Here is a 24,649-nt window from a genome sequence, read left to right as displayed (position 1 = left end):
ACGCGGGCACGGCCCGCACTGTCCGTCATCCCGGCTGCGCGCCTCCTACCTTTCCGATGAAATTGCCGGCGACACTGAGCGAACCGTCAACGAGCGCCAGCGGCAGCGCCGCAAGCCGTCGCGGCGCCGGTCCGAACACGACCTGCGCGCCCTCGCGGGGATCGAATTCGGAGTTGTGACACATGCACTTGAACACCTCCTTGTCGCCGGCATCGCTCTTCACCCAGGCGGTGACGGGACAGCCCGCATGCGAGCAGATCGCCGAATAGGCGATGATGCCGTCGACGGCACGCGCACGAGTCTTCTCGTCGAGCTCGGTGGGATCGAGTTTGATGATCAGGATTTCGTTGAGGCGCGAGGCGCTCCGCACCACCGACGTGTTGGGATCCTTCGGCCAGGCATGGACCGGGGGCCCGCCGGCCGGCACATCGGCCGCAGTAATGAGTTTTCCCTCCTTGTCGCCTTCGGAGAAAACGAGCACATCGCCCTTCTGGGGCCGCTCGTCCGAGCCAGGTGGATCTTCACCTGCCCGCGCCGCTCGGGAACAGCCGAGACACGCGGTGGTCGCGAGCGCGCCAAGCAGCAGCGTTCGCCGCGTTTGCTCGATGCCCCCGTCGGCTTCAGGTTCCGCAATGGGTTCGGAGGGTGAGGAACAGGCGGTGGACGGTGCGCGCGACATGCCTACTAGCAGGCGCTGGAACTCTGCCAAAAACAAGGCGAAGAATCGGCGCTGCAGTGCATCAATATGGCTTTGCTCGCTTTGATTGCGCGACCATCAGCCCATTCAAAAGGATTTTCGCGATTTCAACGTCACATCGCGCGATCTGTATGATGATTTTGCAGATCAGACCGATGATGCTGGCATTGGTGCGCTGCGCTCTTCGTTGCGGAGCGCAAACGCGGAGCAGATCGCTCTAGAACCGGAGCACGTGGCGGGGCGATGCGATACGCCCTGCGACCGTCGCCGACGCCATTTCGAAACTGTCGGCGATGCGCCGTGCCTTGTCGATGAAGAGCGCGGCCGCCGCCGGCGGGCAGATCTCGCGCGCAGTCTGTTCGAACAGGTCGAGCCAACGGTCGAAGTGGTCGCCACTCAGCCTCAGCGGCAGATGCGCCCGCATCGGCGAACCATGATAGCGGCCGCTCATCAGAACGACCGATGACCAGAAATCCCTGAGCTTGGCGAGATGCTCGTCCCAGTTCTGGACGATCGCAAAAACCGGACCGAGCAGTGCGTCCTCGCGCACCCGTCCATAGAAACGGGTGACGAGTTCCCCGATCATCTCCTCGGTGATCCCGGTGCGCTCGATCGCATCCTGGGTCAGCAGGTTCCGCCGCGCAGCCGCCGCGTCGCGCTCGGCCTTCAGTCGATCCGACATGTCCTTCGTTATCCGTGCCGTTGTGCCCGCGAGCCGCCCGTTCGACATTGTCGGGCCAATTGCGCGCGGCGTCTTTGTCGCAGCGCAAATTGCGGGATCCGGCGGCGGACGCTGAACGTCCGCCGCTGATGCTTCATCAGGCGCTATAGGTGTAGAATCCCCGCCCGGTCTTGCGGCCGAGATGACCGGCATCGACCATCTCTTTCAGCAGCGGGGCTGGCCGATATTTAGGGTCGTTGAAGCCTTTGTAAAAGACCTCCATCACCGAAAGCATGGTGTCGAGGCCGACGAGGTCGGCCAGCGCCAGCGGCCCGATCGGATGGTTGCAGCCGAGCTTCATGCCGGCATCGATCTCTTCCGCCGTCGCGATTCCTTCCTGGAGAGCGAAGATCGCCTCGTTGATCATCGGACAGAGGATGCGGTTGACGGCGAAGCCCGGGCTGTTCTTCGCCGTGATCGCCACCTTGCCGACGCGCTTGGCGAAGTCGAGCGCCTTGGCGTGGGTGTCGTCGGAGGTTTGCAAGCCGCGGATCAGCTCCAGCAGGGCCATCACCGGCACCGGGTTGAAGAAGTGCATGCCGATGAAGCGGTCAGGGCGGTCGGTCGCGGCGGCGAGCTTGGTGATCGAGATCGAGGAGGTGTTGGTCGCGACCAGGGTGCGCGGCGACAGCGTCGCGCAGAGATCCTTCAGGATCTTGACCTTGAGCTCCTCGTTCTCGGTCGCCGCCTCGATGACGAGGTCGCAATCCGACAGCTTCGACCGGTCCGTGGTGCCGGTGATGCGTTTGAGCGTCGCCTCGCGATCGGCCCCCGACATCTTCTCCTTCTTGACCAGCCGCTCGAGGCTGCCGCCGACGGTCGAAAGTCCGCGGTTCACCGCAGCATCAGAAATATCGACCATCACGACCGAGAGCCCGGCCGCCGCGCAGACCTGCGCGATGCCGTTCCCCATCGTCCCTGCCCCGATGATGCCAACGGTTTGGATCATTGCGTCGTGTCCTTCATGCTTGGGGCCTGCCAGCATCGCTCCGGCCCGATCTGTTCCTGCACGAGGGTCTAGCACTGCCGAGCGGCGTGTGCGACCCGACTCTACCCCTCCTTACAGCATCCACGGGCGGAATAAAGCCGTCCACGGCCGCCGGGGGTCGGGCTTTTCCTGCCCGGAGTGCCGGATTCCGCGCCCTGCGGCCCTGACGGGTTTAGTGAAGTCTGACACGGGACGTTCGATCTCATATTTATCCAGAGCTTACCCCCACCCCTGGATTGCGACCTCTTGATTGTGGCAAGTGCAGCGTGCGATGGCCAACCGAGCATGTGCGTGGAGGACCCGGCCCGCCGCCGACGCGGGCCGAAGGCAGTCTGCTGAGGATGAAGGGTTTCGCGATGGACGTGATCGGGATCAGCGGCACCAGGCCGGCGCAACAGCGTCCGGCCGGATGAACGACTTCGCGCAATCCATCGCTGCCGCCTTCACGCTGATCGGCGAAGTCGACGCCGAACTGCTCGGCATCGTCGCCTTGTCGGTGCGCGTCAGCCTGACCGCCAGCATCGTCGCGCTGCTGATCGGTGCCCCATTCGGGGCCCTGCTTGCGATCACGCGCTTCCGCGGACGTCAGGTCATCATCATTCTGACCAATGCCTTGCTCGGTCTTCCGCCGGTCGTGGTCGGGCTCGCGCTCTACCTCCTGCTGTCGCGGTCCGGCCCGCTTGGGGCCGCCGGCTTGCTGTTCACGCCAACTGCCATGGTGATTGCGCAGACGCTGCTCGCGACGCCGATCGTGGTGGCACTGGTGCACCGGCCGGCCAGCCTGCTGTGGGCGGAGTACGGCGATCTGGCACGGATCGACGGACTGTCGGCGCTGCGCAGCATGGCACTCCTGTTCGCGTTGGGACGGACCTCGCTGCTGACGGCCTTTCTCGCGGCCTTCGGCCGCGCCATCGCGGAAGTCGGCGCCATCATCATCGTCGGCGGCAATATCCGGGGCTTCACCCGCACGATGACAACGGCGATCGCGCTGGAGACCAGCAAGGGCGACCTGCCGCTGGCATTGGGGCTCGGGCTGATCTTGCTCGCGCTCAGCGTCGCGGTGTCGACTATCGCGTTCCTGCTAGTGGGACGCGTTGGGGAAAAATAGCTGCTCGCCGCCCACCTTGTAGCCTGCGATCGCGTCCTGCGCCTTCGATGAGATGAGCCAGTCGATGAAGGCCTGCCCGTCCTTCACCTTGACGTTCGGATGCAAGGCCGGATTCACCAGCATGACGCCATACTGGTTGAACAGCCGCTTGTCGCCCTCGGTGAGGATGGCGAGCTCACCCCGGTTCTTGAACGAGAGCCAGGTGCCGCGGTCCGACACAAGATAGGCATTCGACGACGACGCCATGTTCAGCGCCGGTCCCATACCCTGGCCGATCTCCCGATACCAGCCGCCCTTGGCCCCATTGAGATCGACGCCCGCCTCCCTCCATAGCCTCAGCTCGGCCGCGTGCGTGCCGGACTTGTCACCGCGCGAGATGAACGGCGCCTTCGCCGCCGCGATCTTGCGCAGTGCATCAGTGACGTCCTTGCTGCCGGCGATCTGCGCCGGATCGCTCTTGGGACCGACGATGACGAAGTCGTTGTACATGACGTCGAAGCGCTTCACGCCCTGCCCCTCGGACATGAACTTGTCTTCGGCAACCCTGTCATGAACGAACACCACATCGGCATCGCCGCGCCGCCCGATGTCCAGCGCCTGGCCGGTACCGACGGCAACGACCTTCACGTCGATCCCGGAAGCCTTCGAGAACAGCGGCAGCAAATAGCCGAACAGCCCCGACTGTTCCGTCGACGTCGTCGAGGCCACGGTGATGGTGCGATCCTGCGCGAATGCGATGGTGGACCAGAGCAGAAGCGCTCCGATGGCGGCGATCTTTCTCATACGTACCCTCGAACAAGCAACGGGGTTCCTGAATAGCCACGAACGGACGAGACGGGAACCGCAAAAATTAGGTGCAACGCGAATTGATCCGAGGCGGCCGCCGACAAGCCATCGTCCAGGAACGTCGTCAGCACCGGCATGTTGTCTTCGGGCTGAAAGGCAAGGAGACTGCGATGAAGAAGATCATTTTGGCATCCGCGTGTGTCATGGCGCTGGCGACCGGGGGCGCATTCGCGCAGACACAACCCGCTCCAGGCGCATCCGGCCAGGGCGACGTCGGTCCCTCGTCGCGGGGGCCTGCGACCAAGGGCATGACGACGGGCCGTTCGTCGAACATGCAGAACGAGGCCACCGACAGCAAGGGCACACAACAGCCATCCGCAGGTGGCACCAATACGAATAACATGGGCAGCCAGGCCGGTGGCGGCGCTGGCTCCGGCGGCGGTGCAGGCTCCGGCTCCGGGCGATAGCCGCGAGAGGACGTTGCAGCTTCGCCTAGCCTGAAGATTCCCCGGGAGTTCGCTGCTACGCCGCGCCCCGGCGCGATCGTCATGACTATGCCAATGACCGCTTGTGCTGTTCAGTGAAATCAGCGATAGCGCGAGCTTTGAGATGCCGCCGACAATCACAATTAAAGGCACGGGCGGTTTCCGCCTCGTGTTCCGCAATTGGTCCCGCCTCGATTGACATCGGTGCGACGGCCGGGGCAGTTTTTTACATTGCTGGCGAATCAGCGATAGCCTCACGCCGGGTACCTCTTGGACAACTCCAGTGCTTTCGAGACTGATATCGTTGCTGCGCCGCATCCTTGCGGTGAATTGGGCGTTCACCCGGCTTCGGCCCCCGCCGCACAGCGGCAGCGTTGACGCTGCACCGGGTGCCGCAGATAGCCCAGCCCCCATCATCGACATTGCCGAAGCCGCTCCGGCTCGCGTCACCGACGTCAGCGCGGAGCCTTTGCATGACAATTCTGACCTCGCGGTCACGGCTCCGGTAGCCGAGAATGACACGGCTGTCTCTGTCGATGCGGAGAGCCCGTCGACCGGAATACGTGTGGAAGACGCTTCATCTCCGGAGACGCTGACAGGAGCCGAGGCGATCTCGACATTCCCGGCCGTCGAGGACGCTTCTGCTTCATCGGCCGACGTGGAGCACGATCCGGTTTTGGTTCCTGATCTCGTCATCGTCAGCGAGACGTGCTCTGAAGTCCCGGCGGCGGTTGAACCCGTCGTCGCAGCGAAGGTTTCGCTTTCGTCTGCCGAGGTCGAGACCCCTCTCACCAGCGACAAATCCTCGCCCAGCGCTTCCACGGCCGTCGCCGATCAAATTCCCGCCGTTGTCGTCGATACCATCAGCATTGCTGCGGACGTGCCTGAAACCAGGTCCGGCAGCGCCCCATGTGGCAGCGCCGAGATCGCGTCCGCCGCCGCAAATGATGCGCCGCTCGCCACAGCCGTCGCTACGGAGGTTCCCTCTGCCTGTTCGCTCGGCGCCATCACGAATATCGAGCCGGCTCCCGCTGTCGTGTCGGCTTCTCCGGAGATTCGCAGCGCACGGAAAGTTCGCGCTAGACCCGCAGAGCCCACCGATCGTGCCGCGCTGATCCGGCAGCGCTGGGCCGAAACCGGGATCAGGATGTGGAATCCGCGCCTGCACGGCACCGGCGATGCCACGCTCAACATCCAGGGCAGTGTTGGACTGCTGCCACCCGCGACCGGCGAGACGATGCCGCGCTACGACAAGCTGGAATTCAAGATGCTCGGCGGACAAATCATCTGCGAGGGCGTCACCGTCGAGGCGCCCGCGCATGCGAGCCAGCGCAGCTTCACCCGGCTCGCAGAGCCCAGCAAACACGATCGGGCCCGCGAGCCGGTGCGGGAGCGCCAGGCCGCTCTCGCCTGATCCTTTCTTCTGCGGCCGCCGGCGATGTGCTAGGTTGATGTCCCGACATGGGAGATCGCATATGCGCGCAAGGTCATTGTCTGTGGACCTGCTCGCCGCCTTCTGCATCTCGCAGCCCGCTCTCGCGGCCGGGAAATGGCCGCGTCATACCGCTGCTCCCGCCGCCGATCCAGCCACACCCTACAAGGCCGATCGGCTCTCGTCCTCGCGCAGCGAGACGATCCTCAACACGCCCGGCCAGACCACCGTGCTGACGCGGTAGGTCCTCGACGACATGAACGCGACGAGCCTCCGGGGCGCCATGCGCGCGACCGCCGGCGTGACGATCGGGCGCTAGGCTCTTGTGTGGCTTTCGGCCGGCCTGGCGCTGTTGCCGCGCGGCACATCAAACTTTCCAGACACGAAGCAGTTGCCCACGACGCCGGTCACGACGTAACTTGCGCACCGGTCGAGCCACACGATTTCCGCGCTCGATCAAGACGATAAGAACACTAATGGGAGGCAGACTATGAAGAGGCTCGCGGCCGCGCTGTGCGCGCTGGCATTGTTCGCAACTGACGCGCAGGCGCAGACCATCAAGGATTTCCTGGCCGCGGTCATGCAGAAGTGGACAGCGCCATTCGAGCCGTTTCAGCTCATCGGCAACATCTATTATGTCGGGACCGAAGGCATCGCCGTCTACGTCATCAAGACCCCGCAGGGCCTGATCCTGATGGACACGGCGATGCCCCAGTCAACCGGCATGATCAAGGACAACATCGCCAAACTCGGCTTCAAGGTTTCAGACATCAAATACATCCTCAACACGCATGCGCATCTCGACCACACCGGGGGTTTTGCCGAGATCAAGAAGGAAACCGGCGCGCAGCTCGTGGCCGGTGAGCGCGACAAGCCGCTGCTCGAAGGCGGCTACTATCCCGGCGACGAGAAGAACCAGGACCTCGCCTTTCCCGCGGTGAAGGTTGACCGCACGGTGAAGGAAGGCGACAAGGTCACACTGGGCGACGTCACGCTGACGGCGCATGCAACGTCCGGCCATTCGCCGGGCTGCACGAGCTGGGAGATGAGTGTCAAGGACGGCAAGGAGGACCGCGAGGTGCTGTTCTTCTGTAGCGGGACGGTCGCGCTGAACAGGCTGGTCGGTCAACCGACCTATCCCGGGATCGTCGATGATTATCGCGCGACATTCGCCAAGGCCAAGGCGATGAAGATCGACGTGCTGCTGGGGCCGCATCCGGAGGTCTACGGCATGCAGGCCAAGCGCGCGCAGATGAAGGACGGCGCGCCGAACCCGTTCGTCAGGCCGGGGGAGCTGGCGACCTACATCACCGGCCTTTCCGAGGATTTCGACAAGCAGCTGGCCAAACAGACCGCGGCACTGGAGAAGAAATAGCGGCCGTCTAGCATTGCCTTTGCCTCATCCTGCACAGCGATCGGCGAAGCAGAGACTGCGCCGCGACGGAGCCGCAGCCAAGGTCGCGATCTGACCGCAGCTAGGCCAGGCTCGGCAGATCGAGGCCGTTGGCGTGGGCGCACTCGATCGCGGTCTCATAGCCTGCATCGGCATGGCGCATCACGCCGCTGGCGGGATCGTTCCAGAGCACGCGCTCGATCCGCTTCGCGGCTTCCGGCGTGCCGTCGGCCACGATCACCATGCCGGCATGTTGCGAATAGCCGATGCCGACGCCGCCGCCGTGATGCAACGAGACCCAGGTCGCACCGCTGGCGCAATTGAGCAGCGCGTTGAGCAAGGGCCAATCCGACACCGCGTCCGACCCGTCCTTCATCGCCTCGGTTTCGCGGTTCGGGCTTGCCACCGAGCCGCTGTCGAGGTGATCGCGGCCGATCACGATCGGCGCTTTCAATTCCCCGCGCGCCACCATCTCGTTGAAGGCAAGGCCCAGACGATGGCGATCGCCAAGGCCGACCCAGCAGATCCGCGCCGGCAGGCCCTGGAACTTGATGCGCGCCTTGGCCATGTCAAGCCAATTGTGCAGATGCTTGTCGTCAGGCATCAGCGCCTTGACCTTGGCATCCGTCTTGAAGATGTCCTCGGGATCGCCCGAGAGTGCGGCCCAGCGGAACGGCCCGACGCCGCGGCAGAACAGGGGACGGATATAGGCGGGAACGAAGCCCGGGAAATCGAAGGCATTCTTCAGGCCCATGTCCTGCGCCATCTGGCGGATGTTGTTGCCGTAGTCGAGCGTCGGAATGCCCTGTGCGTGGAAATCCAGCATGGCCTTGACGTGCTCGACCATCGACGTCTTCGAGGCACGCTCGACCGACTTGGGATCGGACGCGCGCTTCGCCTCCCACTCTGCCAGCGTCCAGCCTTTCGGCAAGTATCCATTGATGGGGTCGTGCGCGCTGGTCTGGTCGGTGACGATGTCGGGCTTGACACCGCGGCGCACCAGCTCCGGGAAGATCTCGGCGGCATTACCGAGCAGGCCGACCGAGACCGCCTTCTTGGTCTTTCCCGCCTCTTCGATGATCGCAAGCGCTTCGTCGAGCGTTGCGGCCTGCCGATCGAGATAGCCGGTGCGCAGCCGCATGTCGATGCGGCTCGGCTGACATTCGACCGCGAGCATCGAGGCGCCGGCCATGGTTGCGGCCAGCGGTTGCGCGCCGCCCATGCCGCCAAGGCCGGCGGTGAGAATCCATTTGCCGGCGAGGCTGCCGCCATAGTGGCGACGGCCGACCTCGACAAAGGTTTCGTAGGTGCCCTGCACGATGCCCTGGCTGCCGATATAAATCCAGGAGCCCGCGGTCATCTGGCCGTACATCATCAAGCCCTTCCGATCGAGCTCGTTAAAATGATCGAGCGTCGCCCAGTGCGGCACGATGTTGGAGTTCGCGATCAGCACGCGCGGTGCGTCGGCATGGGTACGGAAGACACCGACCGGTTTTCCGGACTGGATTAGCAAGGTCTGGTCGTTTTCAAGCTTGCGCAAGGCCGCCGTGATCCGATCAAAACTCTCCCAGTCGCGCGCGGCCCTGCCAATGCCGCCATAGACGATGAGCTCGCTCGGCCGCTCCGCCACATCGGGATCGAGATTGTTCATCAGCATGCGCAAGGGCGCTTCCGTCAGCCAGCTCTTGGCGCTGATGTCGCTGCCGCGGGGCGCGCGGATGGTGCGGTCATTGTCCAGTCGGCGGTTCATGCGGACCTCTTATCAAGTCTCGGAAACGGATCGGATGGAAGTGCGGTAATCGCGATGGCCGGCAATGCGCCGGCCTCGATCAGTGCAGCTGCCTTGGCGAGATCGCCGGCCATGTAGCGGTCGGCACCGAGTGCGGGCACTTGCTCACGAAGCGCGGCAATGACGGCAGTGAGCGGCGCGCTGGTCGCATGCGGCGCACGAAGCGTGATGCCTTGGGCGGCGACCAGAAGCTCGATGCCGAGAATGGCGGCCAGATTGTCGGCCATGTCGGACAGGCGCCGCGCGGCATGCGCGGCCATCGAGACATGGTCCTCCTGGTTGGCACTGGTCGGGGTCGAGTCGATCGAGCAGGCGAGCGCCCGCTGCTTGTTTTCGGCATAGAGCGCGGCCGCCGTGACCTCGGCGATCATGAAGCCGGAATTGATGCCGGGGTCGGGCGTCAGGAACGGCGGCAGGCCGAAATTGAGTGCAGGATCGACCAGCGTCGCGATGCGCCGCTCGCTGATCGCGCCGATCTCCGACAGCGCGAGCGCAATCGCATCGGCGGCAAAGGCCACCGGCTCGGCGTGAAAATTTCCGCCGGAGACGATCTCGCGCGTCTCGACCAGTACCAGCGGATTATCGGTGACGGCGTTGGCCTCGATGACCAGCGTGCGCGCCGCCTGCGTGATCAGGTCGAGCACTGCGCCCGCGACCTGCGGCTGACACCGCAGGCAATAGGGGTCCTGCACGCGCTCGTCACCTTCGAGATGCGACAGGCGGATGTCGCTGCCGTCGAGCAGCGCTGTCAGCGTCGCCGCCGCGGCGATCTGCCCGACGTGGCCGCGCAGCGCCTGGATTTCGGGGCGGAACGGCGCCGTCGAGGCCATCGCCGCATCGACGGACAGCGCCCCCGTGACGAGCGCGGCGCGGGCGAGGCGAAATGCGCGCAGCACGCCCGAGATGGCGTAGGCGGTCGAGAACTGCGTCCCGTTGATCAGCGCGAGCCCTTCCTTAGGCCCGAGCGTCAGCGGCGCGAGTTCGGCGGCCTTTAGCGCTTCGGCGCCAGATACAATTTTCCCGTCAACGATCGCCTGCCCTTCGCCGATCATCACGGCCGTCATATGCGCAAGTGGTGCAAGATCGCCGGATGCGCCCACGGAGCCCTGCTGCGGCACCAGCGGATAGACACCCAGCGCCAACATGTCCTGCAGCTGCTCGATCAGCTCGCGGCGGACGCCGGAGGCGCCGCGGCCGAGCGAGACGATCTTCAGCGCCATCATCAGCCGCACGATCGATTCGGGTGTCGCCGGGCCGACGCCGCAGCAATGCGAGACGATCAGGTTGCGCTGGAGCAGCGCGGTCTGATCCGGCGGAATGCGCTTCGACGCAAGCTTCCCGAAGCCGGTGTTGATGCCGTAGACGGGGACATCCGCGCGCGCGGCTCTTGCGACGATCTCCGCCGCTGCTTCGACGCGCGCCCAAAACGAGGGATCGAGCACGACGGGCGCACCGTCGAGCACACGCCCGAGATCGTCGAGACTGACCGTCCCCGGTCTGACGACGATCGCTGTGTCTCGCTCCGTCACTGCCCCCTCCATACCCGCCCGTGCAGCGGATTGAAGCCGATCCGGTAGACAAGCTCGGCCGGCCGCTCGATGTCCCAGATCGCGAGGTCGCACCATTTACCGGCCTCTAACGTACCGCTCTCATCCAGCACGCCCAGCGCCCGCGCCCCCTCGCGCGTCACGCCGGCAAGGCATTCGGCCACTGTCATCCGGAACAGAGTCGCCCCCATGTTCATCGCGAGCAGCAGCGAGGTCAGCGGTGAGCTGCCGGGATTGCAGTCGGTCGCCAGCGCCATGTGGACGCCTAGCTTGCGAAACGTCTCGACCGGCGGCTTTTGCGTCTCGCGGATGAAGTAGAAGGCGCCGGGCAGCAGCACCGCTACCGTTCCGGCCTTGGCCATCGCGACGGCGCCGGCTTCATCAGTGTGCTCGAGATGATCGGCCGAGAGCGCGGAGAATTTCGCGGCAAGCGCAGCACCGCCGAGATTCGAGAGCTGGTCGGCATGGAGCTTGACCGGCAGTCCAAGTCCCCTCGCTGTCTCGAACACCCGCGCGGTCTGCCCGGCGGAGAACGCGATGCCTTCCATGAAGGCATCGACGGCATCGGCAAGGCCCGCCTTTGCGATCGCGGGCAGCATCTCTTGGCACACGAGATCGATGTAACCGTCCTTGTTGCCCTCCGCCTCCGGCGGCAGTGCATGCGCGCCGAGGAAGGAGGTGCGGATCGCAACCGGCCGCCGACCACAGAGGCTGCGCGCGGCGGCAAGCTGACGCATCTCGGTCTCGGTATCGAGACCATAGCCGGACTTGATCTCGACCGTGGTTGCGCCCTCGGCGATCAAGGCATCGAGCCGCGGCAGCGCGCCTGCGGCGAGCTCGGCCTCGCTCGCCTGCCGCGTCGCAGCCACCGTCGAGACGATGCCGCCGCCGGCGCACGCGATCTCCTCGTAACTCGCACCCTTCAGGCGCAGCTCGAACTCGTGCGCGCGGTTACCCCCATAGACCAGATGGGTGTGGCAATCGACGAGACCGGGCGTGATCCAGCGTCCCGCGCAATCGATCTTTTCCACCGCATCGGCATCCGCCGGAAAATCGGTCTGCGCGCCCGCATAGACGATACGGCCGCCGCGCGTGGCGATGACGCCCCGCTCGATCTCGCCAAGATCAGGACGGTCAGCTCGCATCGTGGCGAGCCGGGCGTTGTGCCAGATCCGGTCGAAGCGCTCTGCCATGCAACGGCCCCTTCGTGCGATGCTTGACTTATATGTCTAGACATATGATCGTGGGACGGTTCTGTCCAGCCGGCGTGTAATCATGACCCGACTGCATTTCGCCTCCGCGCTCCTGCCCTCGGGCTGGGCCAATGACGTGCAGGTGGTCGTCACCGCCGGCGCGATCGCGGCGGTGACGCCGGGCGTGGCCCCGGTAGCCGGCGACGAGCGCCACGCAATCGCGCTTCCGGGATTGGCGAGCCTGCACAGCCACGCGTTCCAGCGCGGCATGGCGGGTCTCGCCGAGCTGCGCGGCGATAGCACCGACACCTTCTGGACCTGGCGCGAGACGATGTATCGCTTCGCGCTGGCGATGACGCCGGACGACGTCGTGGCGGTTGCAACGCTGCTCTATATCGAGATGCTGGAGCAGGGTTTCACTCGCGTCGGCGAATTTCACTATCTCCATCATGATCGCGACGGCTCGCCCTACGCCGACGTCGGCGAGATGGCCGCGCGCATCGCACAGGCTGCCGAAGCTTCAAGCATTGCGCTGACGCTGTTGCCGAGCTTTTATGCGCACGGCTCATTTGGAGGCGCACCGCCGCATGCAGGCCAACGCCGCTTCATTTGCTCGGTCAATCAGTTCGCCGCCCTTATGGCCGCCTCGCGCAAGGCGATCAGCGGGTTGCCGGGCGCCAATATCGGCATCGCGCCGCATAGTCTGCGCGCGGTGACGCCTGACGAGCTCAAGTCGATCATTCCGCTTGCCGATGGCGGGCCGGTGCACATTCACGCCGCCGAGCAGGTGAAGGAAGTCGAGGATTGCCTGGCATGGTCGGGACGGCGACCTGTGCAATGGTTGCTGGAGCACGCGCCGGTCGATCAAAGCTGGTGCCTCATCCACGCCACCCACACGACGAATGAGGAAGTCATCGCATTCGCCAAGACCGGCGCGGTCGCGGGTCTCTGCCCGATCACCGAAGCAAGCCTCGGCGACGGCATCTTTCCGGCACGCGAATTCCTCGATGCCGGCGGCACGTTCGGTGTGGGCACCGATTCCAACGTGCTGATCGGCGTCGCCGACGAGTTACGCCAGCTCGAATATGGCCAGCGCCTCGAGCATCGCCAGCGTAACGTGCTCTCCAGCGGCGCCGGGCGCTCGACCGGACGCACGCTGTTTGATCATGCGCTCGCGGGCGGTGCACAAGCGCTGGCGCAGACGACCGTCGGCCTCGCGCCGGGAGCGCACGCTGACATCGTCACGCTCGACACGGCACATCCATCGCTGGCGGGACGCGCACGCGACGCCGTCATCGACGGCTGGATCTTCGCGGCCGACGGCGGCGCGGTCGATTGCGTCTGGGCCGGCGGCGACAAAGTGGTTGAGGGTGGCCGGCACAAGCTGCGCCAAGCCGCACGCGAGCGCTTCAAGGCCTCGGTCCGGAGGCTCGCCGCATGAGCCTCGCAACCGATGCGGCCGACAAGCCGACGCTCTACAAGCGAATCCGCGCCGATATTGAAAAGCGCATTTTGACCGGCGAATGGCCGCCCGGGCATCGCATCCCCTTCGAGCACGAGCTGGTCGCGCGGTACGGCTGCTCGCGCATGACGGTCAACAAGGCGCTGTCGGAGCTGGCGCAAGCCGACCTGATCGAACGGCGGCGGCGCGCCGGCTCCTTCGTGCGCCGGCCGCAGCATCAGTCTGCCGTGCTCAAGATCGCCGACATCCGTGCCGAGATCATCTCGCTCGGCCGCAGCTACGGCTACGAGCTGATCGGCCGCAAGCTGCGCACAGCGACCGCCGCTGACCGCGCCCGCCTCGGCGTCAAGAAGTCCGGCAAGGTGGTCGCGATCGCCTGCCGGCATAGCGCCGACAACGTGCCGTTCGCCGTCGAGGACAGGCTGATCGACCTTGCGTCCGTGCCGAACGCTGCGACCGCGGATTTCTCGCGCGAGCCGCCAGGCTCGTGGCTGCTCCACCATGTCCCGTGGACCGAGGCCGAGCATACCATCAGCGCCATTGTTGCGGATCATCGCGCGGCGAAGGCACTTGACATCGCGGTCGGCGCGCCCTGCCTCGTGATCGACCGCTATACCTGGCGCAGCGCGCGCACGATCACCGCGGTGCGCCTGCTCTATCCCGGTGATTCTCACCGCCTTGTCGCACGATTCAAGGGAGGCTGAGAGAATAATGGCGGCACAATTCCTGCAATGCTTCGGGCAACGGTCCAAATGGACCGACAAGGATCAACACGACGTCAATCCATCGATCGGCAAGAGGACGACAATCATGCGTAGTTCGAAAGTATTTGTGACACTCATTGCCCTCGCGGCCTCCACTCCGGTGCTCGCCGACATCAAGGTCGGCATCGGCATCTCCGGATGGACGGGCTTTGCGCCGCTGACGCTGGCGAAGGAAGCCGGCATCTTCAAGAAGAACGGCCTCGACGTCACCATCAAGAAAATCCCGCAGAAGGACCGTCACCTCGCGATCGCCTCCGGCGACGTCCAGTGCGCGGCAACGACCGTCGAGACCTGGATCTCCTGGAACGCCAACGGGGTTGCCACCAAGCAGATCTTCCAGCTCGACAAGAGCTACGGCGCCGACGGCATGGCCGTCCGCAACGACCTGGCCTCGATCAAGGACCTGAAGGGCAAGACCGTCGCGGCCTCCGCGCCTGGCACCTCGCCTTATTTCGCGCTGGCCTGGATGCTCAAGAAAAATGGCCTGTCGGTGAAAGACGTCACCGTCGTCAACCTCGAGCCGGCTGCGGCTGCGCAGGCCTTCGTCTCCGGCCAGAACGATGCCGCGATGACCTATGAACCCTATCTTTCGACCGTGCGCGCCGCGCCGGACAAGGGCAAGATCATCGCGACCACGCTCGACTACCCGATGGTCATGGACACTTTTGGCTGCACGCCGAAGTTCCTGACGGAGAATCCCAAGGCCGCCAAGGCGCTCGCCGACAGCTATTTCGAGGCGCTCGACATGATCGCCAAGGATCAGGCCAAGGCCTACGAGATCATGGGCGCCGATGTGAAGCAGACCGGCGAGCAGTTCGGCAATTCGGCGAAATATCTGCGCTGGCAGGACAAGGCCGCGAACCAGAAGTTCTTCGCCGGCGATTTCCTGACTTTCAACAAGGAGGCCGCCGACCTCCTGCTCGAAATCGGCATCATCAAGGCCGCGCCGAAGGTCGAGGACCTCTTCGACGCCAGCTTCATCAAGTAAACTTCTGCAAGTTGCCGGTTCCGCTGAAGCGCGGGACCGGCGCATGATCGGCTATTCGGATAGACAGTTTGATGCGTCCCCTGGATCCCGTGACATCGAAGCAACGCATGGCGTACGGCCTTGCATTCTTCGTGCTGTTCGTTGCCCTCTGGTCATGGGCAACGCTCGGCGGCCATGTTTCGAAGACCTTCCTCGCCAACCCGCTGACCATGGTGCAGGAAGGGTATGACCTGCTGGCCAAGCAGGGCTTCGTCTACGATATCGGCATGACGATCTGGCGCGTCGTCGGCGGCTTCGCCCTCGCCGCGATCATCGCGGTGCCGCTTGGCGTGCTCATGGGCGCCTACAAGCCGGTCGAAGCGTTCCTCGAACCGTTCGTCTCCTTTGCGCGCTACTTGCCTGCCTCCGCATTCATTCCGCTCCTGATCCTGTGGGCCGGCATCGGCGAGTTGCAGAAGCTGCTCGTCATCTTTATCGGCTCGGTGTTCCAGGTCATTCTGATGGTCGCCGTGACCGTCGGCGCGACGCGCCGTGACCTGGTCGAGGCGGCGTATACGCTCGGGGCCAGCGACCGCGGCATCATCCGCCGCGTGCTGCTGCCTTCCTCCGCGCCCGAGATCGCGGAGATCCTGCGGCTGGTGCTGGGCTGGGCCTGGACGTACGTCATCGTCGCCGAACTGATCGGCTCGTCCTCCGGCATCGGCCACATGATCACCGACAGTCAGGCGCTGCTCAACACCGGCCAGATCATCTTCGGCATCATCGTGATCGGATTGATTGGCTTGATCTCGGACTTCCTGTTCAAGGCGTTCAACGCCTGGCTGTTTCCGTGGAAGCTCGCATGACGACGCTCAAGATCGAACAGGTTTCGCGCACCTTCCCGGCACGGCACGGCAACGCGCCGACCAAGGCGCTGGAGCCGACCAATCTCATCATCGGCAACAACGATTTCGTTACGATTCTCGGCCCATCGGGCTGCGGCAAGTCCACCCTGCTCCGCATCGTCGCGCGCCTCGATCGCCCGACCAGCGGGCGCGTCACGCTTGACGGGCGCGAGGTGACCGGCCCCGGCGCAGATCGCGGCATGGTGTTCCAGTCCTACACGCTGTTCCCCTGGCTGACCGTGCGCGAGAACATCGCCTTCGGCCTGCGCGAGCGCGGCGTGCCCGAGGCGGAGCGCAACAGGATCGCCGATGCCTTCATCCGCCAGGTCGGACTGTCCGGCTTCGAGAACCACTGGCCGAAGCAACTCTCCGGCGGCATGCAGCAGCGCACCGCGATCGCCCGCGCGCTCGCCAACGATCCGAAAATCCTGTTGCTCGACGAGCCGTTCGGCGCGCTGGACAACCAGACCCGCGCCTTGATGCAGGAGATGCTGCTGGGAATCTGGGAGCGCGACCAGAAGACGGTGCTGTTCGTGACACACGACATCGAGGAGGCGATCTTCCTCGGTAGCCGCGTCGTCGTCATGAGCGCGCGCCCGGGCCGGATCAAGGCCGAGATCTACGTGGACCTGCCGCATCCGCGCTCCTACAAGATCAAGACCACGCCGGAATTCGTCCAACTCAAGGAGCGGCTGGTCGAGGAGATTCGCACAGAGGCGCTGAAGGTTGCCGAACATGCCTGACACCCGGCCCCGCGCCGACGGGAAGCGCGTCCTCGCCGACCTTAACGCGCTACGCGCCATCGGCGCCTACAAGACCGGCGTGCACAAGCCGACCTTCTCCGAGCCACACAAGCTTTCGCTGGACTGGCTGATCCGGAAGCTGCTCGACGCCGGCCTCTACGCTGCCATCGACGGTATCGGCAACGTCTTCGGCACCAGCGCGAAGCCGGGACCGAAGCTGCTGGCGGGATCGCATCTGGAGAGCCAGAACTACGCCGGCTGGCTCGACGGTCCGCTCGGCGTCGTCTATGCGCTCGAGGCGGCACGCGTCCTGAACGCCGATCCCTCGTTCGAAGGCGCGGTCGAGGTCGCCGCCTGGTGCGACGAGGAAGGACATTTTGGGCATTTCCTCGGCTCACGCTCCTATGTCGGTCAGGTGACCGAGGCCGACATCGATGCTGCCCGCGACCGCACCAGCGGCCGCACCATGCGCGACGCACTCGCCGACATGGGGCTCGCAGGACGTCCGCGCATCACCGCCCCGCCCGGCCGGCACGTCGGATATCTGGAGGCGCATATCGAGCAGGGCGACACGCTCGAAAGTGGCCGCCTCGCGATCGGCGTCGTGACCTCCATCGTCGGCATCTGGCAATACCGGATCAAGTTCGTCGGCGAGCAGAACCACGCCGGCACCACGCGCATGGCCGTGCGAAAGGATGCGGGCCTGGCGCTGGCCAAATTCTGCGTCGCGATCGACGAGCGTTTCCCTGATGCCTGCGGCCCGCGCACGGTGTGGACCACCGGTCGCATCACGCTCGATCCCGGCGCACCCAGCATCATTCCTGGCGGCGCGGAAATACTGTTCCAGATCCGCGACGACGACCCGGCGGTCATCGCGCGGCTGGAGCAGTTGCTGCGGACTATGGCGAACGAGGTCAATGCGAAGGGCCCCTGCACTGTCACGGTGGAGAAACTGCGCACCGGCGCGCCGGCCATGATGAACGCCGGCTTTCAGGATGCGATCGAAGCCGCAAGCAAGGCCCTGGCCGGCGGGCGATCGGTCCGCATGCCCAGCGGCGCCGGGCACGATGCGCAGATGCTGGCAACGATCATGCCCGCGGGGATGCTGTTCGTACCATCGATCGGCGGCATCAGCCACCACTGGACCGAGAATACCGCCGATGCCGACATCGTCACCGGCGCGCAGGTGTTCGTCGATGCCTGTCGGCGCATCCTCGGCGGTTAGAACGAGTTTCTCCCCGCGAAAGCGGGGAATTTAGTACGCCACAGCCTGTCGATTGATCCACAAGGGTCTCGGAGTACTGGATCGCCCGTTCAAGGCTGGGCGAAGACAGCGCGTGTGGTCGCAGACACGTCTTCGCATTCTCGCGGCACGTTTCGCCCGAGCTTTGCTTCGTCGCTCCACCCTCAAAGCCGGGAGGGCGCAGGGAAGGCCGGGTGCTGACCTGGCACCCACGGTCCGCTGTGCGAAAGGCACACGCAGAAAACTGCACAGCGGCATACAGGTGAAGCCCAACACACGGCCTTCCCTGCGCAGTGGTTTGACGGCTTATGCCGCGCTCTCCTGGGAGCCGAATTCCTTCTGGCCTCCCTCGCCCTCGTAGAAGTCACGGACACCGCGCCGGTTGACGCCAATGCCGCATCCGCAAGAGCTTGACCGTAGCAACGACGGCCAGGACCACACGTCTATATTTTGGCCTTCGGTGAAACACGCCGAAACTACAAAAACCCTTTGAAATAAGCCTTTTTCGACTAGCCTGTTTCGGGGCGCTTCGGCGGGTTTCGTCAAAACTAGGGCCCGGCCCTAAGCCTTTCAGCGTCCGCACGACAAACTGGAAGTCCCAAAGCCGAGCCCTTTGGTCCCAAGCCTTAGGAGCCGAAACCGAAATGGATACTACCATCACCCCTGCCCCCGCTGGCAAGCGCGCCCGCAACGGCAGCATGATCCTGACCGATCGCCTCTGCCAGAAGCGCGTCGCCAAGCGGATCAAATTCTACGATCGCAAATGCCCCGGCCTCTATGTCAGCATCACCACGGCTGGCGTGGCGACCTTTTCCTTCAAGTTCACCGATCGGGCGACCGGCAAGCAGCGAACCGGCTGGCTCGGCCTCTATAACCCCGAGACCTTCACCGTCGAGGACGCCCGGAGCAAGGTCTACGGCCTCAAGGGCATGGGCGGCGACGCGATGGCCGAGACCTTCCGCGACCGGAAAGAGCGGCAGGCGAAGCGGGGCAAGACGGTCGACGAGATCATCGAGGAGCGGATCGCGTGGATGCAGACGCCGGTTCGCAAGGCGGACGGCGACATGCGGCCCCGGCTGGAAAGCTGGGAAAACACCGCGAGCCATCTGCGCCGCTTCATCGGCTCGAAGCTGGGCCGGAAGATCGCAGCCGACGTCACCCGAGGCGACATTCAGGCGTTGTCGGACGACATCGTGGCGGGTCGGCACGGCGGCAAGCCGTCGGTCAGCAACGCGCGTCACATGCGCAAGGCAGCATCGGGCATGTTCCGGTGGGCGTTGCGGCGCGAGTACATCACCGCCAACCCGTGCAGTGATCTGGAGCCGCTCGATCCGGAGCATCCGCGCACCCGCGTCCTGAGCGAGGACGAGATCAGGATTTTCTGGCACGGCCTCGACCGCGAGGACCTGATGACGCCATGGGACCGGAGGACCCGGCTCGCGCTCAAGTTGGAGCTAGCCACCATGCTGCGCTCCGCCGAACTGCTCGGCGCGCATCGCAACGAAGTGATCGACCTCGACGGCGAGCAGCCGCGTCTCGACGTGCCACTCAAGCGGGTCAAGAAACGGCGGGTGATCCAACAGCCGCTGTCTAGCCTCGCGGTGGAGATCATCAACGAGGCCTTGAAGGGCAACAACAAGGATTTCGTATTCGCCAGCCCGCTCGACAACAAGCCGATGCACCGCAAGGCGATGGCCGACGCGCTGCGTGGCGACAAGCGCAAGGGCAAGGTGAGAACGCCCGGCATCTGCCAGTTGCTAGGGTTGAAGCCGTTCACGCCGCACTATCTGCGGCGGACAGCGGCGAGTTGGGCACGCCGGATCGGTCAGCCAATGGCGAAGATTGCGCTTTGCTTGGATCATCGCGTTACGATGGAGGACGGCATCAAGCTGCCACCCGTCACCGGCAAGCACTACGTCCACGCCGAGGAGAGCGAGGTGAAAGAGAAGCGAGAAGTCCTGCAGGCGTGGGCCGCAGAACTACGGCGGATCATCGCCGAGCCTGCGCCTGCGATGTCCGCGAAAGCCGACTTGCGCCTCGTCGCCTGACCGCTCAGTGCATCACCGATAGGTCAGAGAAAACGAAATGGCCGCAGATTGCTCAGCGGCAGTTAGGTCATGCTGATCGCCGCGAGCGCCATGCAAACGAAGTATATACCCGCCATTCAGAAAGCGACGATCCGGGCCGTGCTCCTACCGTCCATGGTCTCCCTCCACATGGGCTGGCCCCGACACCAAGGGCAATGGGCGAAGCTGGGTCGGAGCCAGTCTTGCCGTCCATTGTTCAAAATGGACGGAAAGCCAACAAACTTGCCGGTAGCCACGTTGCATGTAGGGCGCGATCCGCCTGTCGGACGGAATTAGTCGCAGCGGCGCTCCCTGCGCGTAACCATGCGGCCATCACGTTCGACCGTGACGGTCTCCGTGCGGCAGCGCTGTCTTGGGCCGACGGTAACGCCTCCCGGACCGACGCCAACTGTCGTGTCGCGGTCGTAGCGGTCGCGGGCCCTGTAGTCACGGTCCCTGTAGTAGCGGTCCTCGCGGTCCCGCCCGATCTGAACATCAACGCCTTGGGCCATCTTGGCGTCTCGGGCGTTGGCCGGAATGGCGAACGGGGTAGTTGTCAGCGCCGCTGCGGTCGCGGCCAAAACAAGAGCGATCTTCAACATGTGCGAGTGCTCCGTTGGGGTTGAACGGGTGTAACGGGAGCGAACTCCGACCGTTCCTGCCGTAGGCGACGGCCCTTCCTTACGGGGCTCCAAATCTGCCCTCACCAAGCGGTTGGCGATCGTCGGCGGCCGTTACTACCGCTTTTTGCGTCCCCCAAAGGTCACCGGCCCGATGTCCAGCGGCTTGCCATTTGTTCTCATTTCGTTCACGGTGGGATGGGATCGGACGCGGCAGGGCCACCCGGTGACCGCTGTCCTCCGGGGGATCGAAAAGGCCCTTGGCAGAGGGGGAAAGCCATGCAGCTTGATGACTTGCGGCGCGAGATCGAGCACATGCGAGCGCGAGTGCAGCGGCAGCGAGTAGAAATCCGACAGCTTCAACGCGCGGGAATTCCGAGCGCATCGGCGGAAGCTCTGTTGGATCGAATGCTAGACAAGATCGACGAACTGTGCGCCGAGCGGGACCGGCTCAAGAAAGAGCAGCCGCCGCCTGCCAAGGGCCGTGTCTTAGGTGGACGGTCGTGGTGACCGAGCGTCCCAATGCTACGACGAACGGACGACCATTCACCGTGGATAAAGGCCCTCAAGAGCATTTTCACGGCACGAAAAACTATATTCGCTGAACTAATGTGCCTTACTCCGAGACGCGAACAGGATCGGGCACATGGAATTGAACGAATTACTTTTGGGTAAGGGCATTGATCCGCGCGGCGTTATCGTGTTTCGCCACCGTCCCAAGGAGCCGGAGTTAAACAAAGTATTTCCGCTGTTGGCAGCGGATCGGCCAGACTTGTTCAACGCCTATCAACAAACCCACGGCGAAAAGATCGAGAAGGCCATTTTGTCAGCGAAACATGTGGCTGCATTCATTCGACACGGGTCCGGGAAGGCGTTGTTCGTCGGCCTGTACGAGATCGGGAGATCACGCCCTCTTACGCAAGCACAATACTGGCAGGTCCCGGCTCTTGCCGAATTAAAGAAATTGGGAATGCATGGATACATGACTGGCGGCCGACCGACTTGTCTGTGGTTCGACCTGAAATGGATGGATTTCTATTCGGACTGGAAGGGCAAGTTAATTGTGGATTGGCCGCCGCCTGAGCGATCTTGGTGGCGGCGCGCCGATCGCAATAGAATATCCGTTCACGCCGTCCTAGAAGACAGTGCGCTCGATGCGGCAATGCAGAAATGGAACGAACTGGATCTCACGTGGGACCAACTCAGTATCTTGCCAAAGCGTTGGCAGGCGAAGCTCGCGGAGTGGCGGGGCATCTACTACATTTTCGACAGATCGGATGCGAAGGGCTACGTCGGCTCGGCCTATGGCTCGGAAAACCTGTTGGGTAGGTGGCGGCAATATGGGGCTTCCGGACACGGCGGGAACAAGTTGTTGCGGCAGCGCGACCCCAAAAATTTTCGTTTCACCATCCTAGAACTCGTTTCCCCCACGATGCCGCCCGAAGAAGTTCAATTGCTCGAAGGTAATTGGAAAGAGCGGCTGCACACGCGCCAACCCTATGGCCTGAATGACAACTAGACATGTGCAATCTCTACAGCGTCACCACGAACCAAGAGGCGATCCGCGCTCTATTTCGCGTAGTCAATCGGTACGTCGGCAATCTCGCCCCGATGCCCGGCGTGTTTCCGGACTATCCGGCTCCGGTGATCCGTAACAGCGATGCTGGCCGCGAGAGCATCTACGCGGCTGGCCCAAGCACGAGACCGGCATTACTTGCGGAGCACGCGCCGGAGCCAGCCCGAAGGCATGGCATGTGGTAAGTCGCTTCGGCTGACCATTGTTGCTAAGCTCACCGGCCTTGAACGGGCGAGGGAACAGAGCAATGGAACACCGCAAGCGCGCTTTGCTTTGCATGGCATGTTTCTCTTTTTGGTCGGTCTTTTAACGGGCTTGGTCGAAACCAATCTGAACAACCCCCGAATGGGCCTAGCGGCACATCTCGAAGGCGTCATGAATGGAACGTTTCTTGTTGCGCTTGGTGCGATTTGGTCCGAAGTAATACTAGGGCCGCCGCAGAAAACCGTCGCATATTGGACAGTGTTGTATGGCACGTACGCCAATTGGGCTGTGACAACCTTGGCCGCGATATGGGGTACGGCCGCGATGTCCCCCATCACGGCGACCGGTCACAGCGCACAGCCGTGGCAAGAAGCCGTCGTAACCGTGGGCTTTGTTTCAGTTGGGCTGTCGATACTTACAGCCACCATCCTGGTATTGTGGGGTCTACGAAACGCAGCGCTCAGGGAACCTAGCAGCGAGAATGTCTAGAGCGGCAGCTTTCCTTGGACTGCTGCCCTAGGACCGCAAGGGAATGCGCGCGGGGATGAGCCGAAGATGTTGCAGCGACCATTGTCGGATGATGCGCTTAGGATCGTAATGCGCGGCGCGGACAAGGAAGATAAGGCGGCGGCGTAGGCCGCGCCCTGCATCATTTTCTCTTGCTTGCCGAAGCCTTCCGAGTGGCGTCGATTACGATGATTTCTGAGGCCCGCTCGCCATTCTTGAGACGTTCATCTCGAATGCGTTTGACCTCATTCAGCTTATTGCCAAGATCACCGTAGTCGATGATCACAAACAGACCAAATTCGGTTTGTGAGGCAGCCTTATAGAATTCCAACTGCCTCTCATAGCCGTGAACGACGGTGCCGCCTGATCGTTTCATCTCGACCAACACGCGGGCCTGATAACCACTTGAGAATTTGAAATCGATCGGTCCTCCACCCATGTTGGCTTCGGGCGAAATATCCAAATCGTTCGCTTTGCAAAATGCGTCTGCGATCGCATAGTAGATAAGCTGTGAGGCGCGCTCTTTCTTCGGTTTGCTTCCGACCCAAAGCTCCTCCCATAAATTGCCTGCTTCCACGTGCCGCTTGAATTGGGTGATGGTATCTTTCACTACGCGCGGAAGCTTCAAATCGTAGGAGGTTGCCTGCTTGAGATCAGCAAATCCGTTCCCGATGATCGCTTTGAGGCGATAGTAACCGAGTGCGTCCAAGTTCGGATCATAGTTGCCGACATTCGCTTTGACAGCCGCCAAGAAGAAGTCGAAATCGGCTTGCGATCCCATCGCCGCGTAACGAAGCGCATCTTTTCGATCCGCTACCGTGGGCCTGGCAATGCTGCCCAAAAACCGGTTTACGCGGTCACGGATGCGCGCGTTTTCCATCGCGGCGCGCTCCCAATCATTGGCAATGGGTAGCTCGCGCACAATGTCCATAGGAATAAGGACAATGGGCACCTCGCGACCATTCCTGCTAACGAACTTCGGCAGCATGTGACCCATGCCGATCTCGAACGAAAACAGCGGCACTCCATTCGCCGTGCAGAAGTCCTCCGTAATCGCCGCTAAGTCCTCAAGTATGACCGTCGTGGTCATATCGCTGATCGTATCGGGGCCTACGTCCTCTTCGAAAAATCCCATTAACGAGATCATCTCGGGATCGCTTGCGCCTAGTGTAATGATCTCCTTACTCGTGCGGAGGAGCGCTTCGCGAATGCCCTCAGGCCGGGAGCCACCAGATCGGCTGCTTCCGCCATAGCCCAACCCATTCTCAGAGCCTGACCGAAAAAGGGTGAGCGGTTTTGGCCGGCTTGTGATTCCTTCGGATTTGCAAAGATTCGAGGGAGGACACCATGCCGTGGACCAAAACCGCTCGCATCCAGTATCAGCGCGATGGACTGCGTTACGCAAGCGATCTGACCGATGCCGAATGGGCGCTGATCGCCCGGAAGATGCCGC

General features: G+C 63.5%; 23 protein-coding genes and 3 pseudogenes. 17 read left to right on the top strand and 9 right to left on the bottom strand.

What is annotated here, in order from left to right:
• Positions 1-25: 25 nt before the first annotated feature.
• The 3 genes from IVA78_RS27815 to IVA78_RS27805 all read right to left on the bottom strand — a co-directional run bounded on the left by IVA78_RS27815 (position 26) and on the right by IVA78_RS27805 (position 2,367).
• Positions 26-679: a Rieske (2Fe-2S) protein gene (locus IVA78_RS27815; RefSeq protein WP_247468765.1), complete on the bottom strand. Its 654-nt coding sequence runs from the start codon at positions 677-679 to the stop codon at positions 26-28.
• 235 nt (positions 680-914) lie between these two features.
• Positions 915-1,379 (bottom strand): group III truncated hemoglobin, encoded by a 465-nt coding sequence (locus IVA78_RS27810; protein ID WP_247468762.1) that lies wholly within the window; start codon positions 1,377-1,379, stop codon positions 915-917.
• A 136-nt stretch (positions 1,380-1,515) separates the two neighbouring features.
• The gene (locus IVA78_RS27805) at positions 1,516-2,367 is read right to left on the bottom strand and encodes a 3-hydroxybutyryl-CoA dehydrogenase (RefSeq protein WP_247468761.1); all 852 of its coding nucleotides are present in this window, start codon (positions 2,365-2,367) and stop codon (positions 1,516-1,518) included.
• A 448-nt stretch (positions 2,368-2,815) separates the two neighbouring features.
• On the opposite strand from IVA78_RS27805, the gene IVA78_RS27800 reads away from it, so the two are divergent.
• Positions 2,816-3,514 carry an ABC transporter permease gene (locus IVA78_RS27800; protein WP_247468759.1) on the top strand — a complete coding sequence of 233 codons (699 nt, stop codon included), beginning with the start codon at positions 2,816-2,818 and terminating at the stop codon, positions 3,512-3,514.
• On the opposite strand, the gene IVA78_RS27795 is transcribed toward IVA78_RS27800, so the two are convergent.
• Positions 3,488-4,297: a substrate-binding domain-containing protein gene (locus tag IVA78_RS27795; RefSeq protein ID WP_247468757.1), complete on the bottom strand. Its 810-nt coding sequence runs from the start codon at positions 4,295-4,297 to the stop codon at positions 3,488-3,490. The genes IVA78_RS27800 and IVA78_RS27795 overlap by 27 nt on opposite strands.
• 173 nt (positions 4,298-4,470) lie before the next feature.
• On the opposite strand from IVA78_RS27795, the gene IVA78_RS27790 reads away from it, so the two are divergent.
• The 4 genes and pseudogenes from IVA78_RS27790 (at position 4,471) to blaBJP (ending at position 7,592) form a co-directional block, all read left to right on the top strand.
• Positions 4,471-4,767, top strand: a complete 297-nt coding sequence (locus tag IVA78_RS27790; RefSeq protein ID WP_247451247.1) for a hypothetical protein — start codon at positions 4,471-4,473, stop codon at positions 4,765-4,767.
• 583 nt (positions 4,768-5,350) lie between these two features.
• Positions 5,351-6,199, top strand: coding sequence for a hypothetical protein (locus IVA78_RS27785; protein WP_346275319.1), 849 nt, complete (start codon positions 5,351-5,353; stop codon positions 6,197-6,199).
• A gap of 61 nt (positions 6,200-6,260) precedes the next feature.
• A pseudogene (locus tag IVA78_RS27780) lies at positions 6,261-6,536 on the top strand (Plug domain-containing protein).
• Positions 6,537-6,707: 171 nt separating this feature from the next.
• Positions 6,708-7,592 carry a BJP family subclass B3 metallo-beta-lactamase gene (gene blaBJP, locus IVA78_RS27775; protein WP_247280468.1) on the top strand — a complete coding sequence of 295 codons (885 nt, stop codon included), beginning with the start codon at positions 6,708-6,710 and terminating at the stop codon, positions 7,590-7,592.
• A gap of 100 nt (positions 7,593-7,692) precedes the next feature.
• On the opposite strand, the gene hutU is transcribed toward blaBJP, so the two are convergent.
• Genes hutU through hutI form a run of 3 tightly spaced genes read right to left on the bottom strand, consistent with a single transcriptional unit; the run spans position 7,693 to position 12,139 of the window.
• A complete protein-coding gene (hutU, locus tag IVA78_RS27770; protein ID WP_247468754.1) occupies positions 7,693-9,360 on the bottom strand; it encodes a urocanate hydratase in 1,668 nt (555 codons plus the stop codon).
• Positions 9,357-10,928 carry a histidine ammonia-lyase gene (gene hutH, locus IVA78_RS27765; RefSeq protein ID WP_247468752.1) on the bottom strand — a complete coding sequence of 524 codons (1,572 nt, stop codon included), beginning with the start codon at positions 10,926-10,928 and terminating at the stop codon, positions 9,357-9,359. Before hutH ends, hutU begins: the two co-directional genes overlap by 4 nt.
• Complete coding sequence (gene hutI, locus IVA78_RS27760) at positions 10,925-12,139, bottom strand: imidazolonepropionase (RefSeq protein ID WP_247468751.1); 1,215 nt, start codon at positions 12,137-12,139, stop codon at positions 10,925-10,927. Before hutI ends, hutH begins: the two co-directional genes overlap by 4 nt.
• A gap of 82 nt (positions 12,140-12,221) precedes the next feature.
• On the opposite strand from hutI, the gene IVA78_RS27755 reads away from it, so the two are divergent.
• The 7 genes from IVA78_RS27755 (at position 12,222) to IVA78_RS27725 (ending at position 20,271) form a co-directional block, all read left to right on the top strand.
• Positions 12,222-13,580 carry a formimidoylglutamate deiminase gene (locus tag IVA78_RS27755; protein ID WP_247468749.1) on the top strand — a complete coding sequence of 453 codons (1,359 nt, stop codon included), beginning with the start codon at positions 12,222-12,224 and terminating at the stop codon, positions 13,578-13,580.
• Complete coding sequence (hutC, locus tag IVA78_RS27750; protein WP_247460476.1) at positions 13,577-14,305, top strand: histidine utilization repressor; 729 nt, start codon at positions 13,577-13,579, stop codon at positions 14,303-14,305. Before IVA78_RS27755 ends, hutC begins: the two co-directional genes overlap by 4 nt.
• Positions 14,306-14,411: 106 nt before the next feature.
• Entirely contained in the window at positions 14,412-15,353 is a 942-nt protein-coding gene (locus tag IVA78_RS27745) for an ABC transporter substrate-binding protein (protein ID WP_247468747.1), read from the top strand.
• 71 nt (positions 15,354-15,424) lie between these two features.
• Positions 15,425-16,198 carry an ABC transporter permease gene (locus IVA78_RS27740; protein WP_247280626.1) on the top strand — a complete coding sequence of 258 codons (774 nt, stop codon included), beginning with the start codon at positions 15,425-15,427 and terminating at the stop codon, positions 16,196-16,198.
• Complete coding sequence (locus IVA78_RS27735) at positions 16,195-16,980, top strand: ABC transporter ATP-binding protein (protein WP_247460472.1); 786 nt, start codon at positions 16,195-16,197, stop codon at positions 16,978-16,980. Before IVA78_RS27740 ends, IVA78_RS27735 begins: the two co-directional genes overlap by 4 nt.
• Positions 16,973-18,205 (top strand): Zn-dependent hydrolase, encoded by a 1,233-nt coding sequence (locus IVA78_RS27730; RefSeq protein ID WP_247460470.1) that lies wholly within the window; start codon positions 16,973-16,975, stop codon positions 18,203-18,205. Before IVA78_RS27735 ends, IVA78_RS27730 begins: the two co-directional genes overlap by 8 nt.
• A gap of 662 nt (positions 18,206-18,867) precedes the next feature.
• On the top strand, positions 18,868-20,271 hold the full coding sequence (locus IVA78_RS27725) for an integrase family protein (RefSeq protein ID WP_247460468.1): 1,404 nt from the start codon (positions 18,868-18,870) through the stop codon (positions 20,269-20,271).
• Positions 20,272-20,582: 311 nt separating this feature from the next.
• Here IVA78_RS27725 and IVA78_RS27720 read toward each other — a convergent pair whose 3' ends face one another.
• Positions 20,583-20,891, bottom strand: a complete 309-nt coding sequence (locus tag IVA78_RS27720) for a hypothetical protein (protein WP_247460466.1) — start codon at positions 20,889-20,891, stop codon at positions 20,583-20,585.
• 297 nt (positions 20,892-21,188) lie between these two features.
• Here IVA78_RS27720 and IVA78_RS27715 point away from each other — a divergent pair, with 297 nt between their 5' ends.
• The 4 genes and pseudogenes from IVA78_RS27715 to IVA78_RS27700 all read left to right on the top strand — a co-directional run bounded on the left by IVA78_RS27715 (position 21,189) and on the right by IVA78_RS27700 (position 23,178).
• Complete coding sequence (locus IVA78_RS27715; RefSeq protein ID WP_247460464.1) at positions 21,189-21,419, top strand: hypothetical protein; 231 nt, start codon at positions 21,189-21,191, stop codon at positions 21,417-21,419.
• Between the two features lie 136 nt (positions 21,420-21,555).
• Entirely contained in the window at positions 21,556-22,428 is an 873-nt protein-coding gene (locus tag IVA78_RS27710; RefSeq protein ID WP_247460462.1) for a GIY-YIG nuclease family protein, read from the top strand.
• A 2-nt stretch (positions 22,429-22,430) separates the two neighbouring features.
• Positions 22,431-22,641 (top strand): annotated as a pseudogene (locus IVA78_RS27705) (SOS response-associated peptidase); the annotation flags it as partial.
• 15 nt (positions 22,642-22,656) lie between these two features.
• Complete coding sequence (locus IVA78_RS27700) at positions 22,657-23,178, top strand: hydrogenase (protein WP_247468897.1); 522 nt, start codon at positions 22,657-22,659, stop codon at positions 23,176-23,178.
• A 160-nt stretch (positions 23,179-23,338) separates the two neighbouring features.
• On the opposite strand, the gene IVA78_RS27695 is transcribed toward IVA78_RS27700, so the two are convergent.
• Complete coding sequence (locus IVA78_RS27695) at positions 23,339-24,331, bottom strand: chromosomal replication initiator DnaA (protein WP_247468745.1); 993 nt, start codon at positions 24,329-24,331, stop codon at positions 23,339-23,341.
• A gap of 212 nt (positions 24,332-24,543) precedes the next feature.
• Here IVA78_RS27695 and IVA78_RS27690 point away from each other — a divergent pair.
• Positions 24,544-24,649: pseudogene (locus tag IVA78_RS27690) on the top strand (IS5/IS1182 family transposase); the annotation flags it as partial.

The organism is Bradyrhizobium sp. 137, from assembly GCF_023074095.1.
Classification (GTDB): Bacteria; Pseudomonadota; Alphaproteobacteria; order Rhizobiales; family Xanthobacteraceae; genus Bradyrhizobium.
The sequence above is the reverse complement of the archived record's forward strand: the minus strand, read 5'-3'. Positions and strand labels throughout refer to the sequence as shown.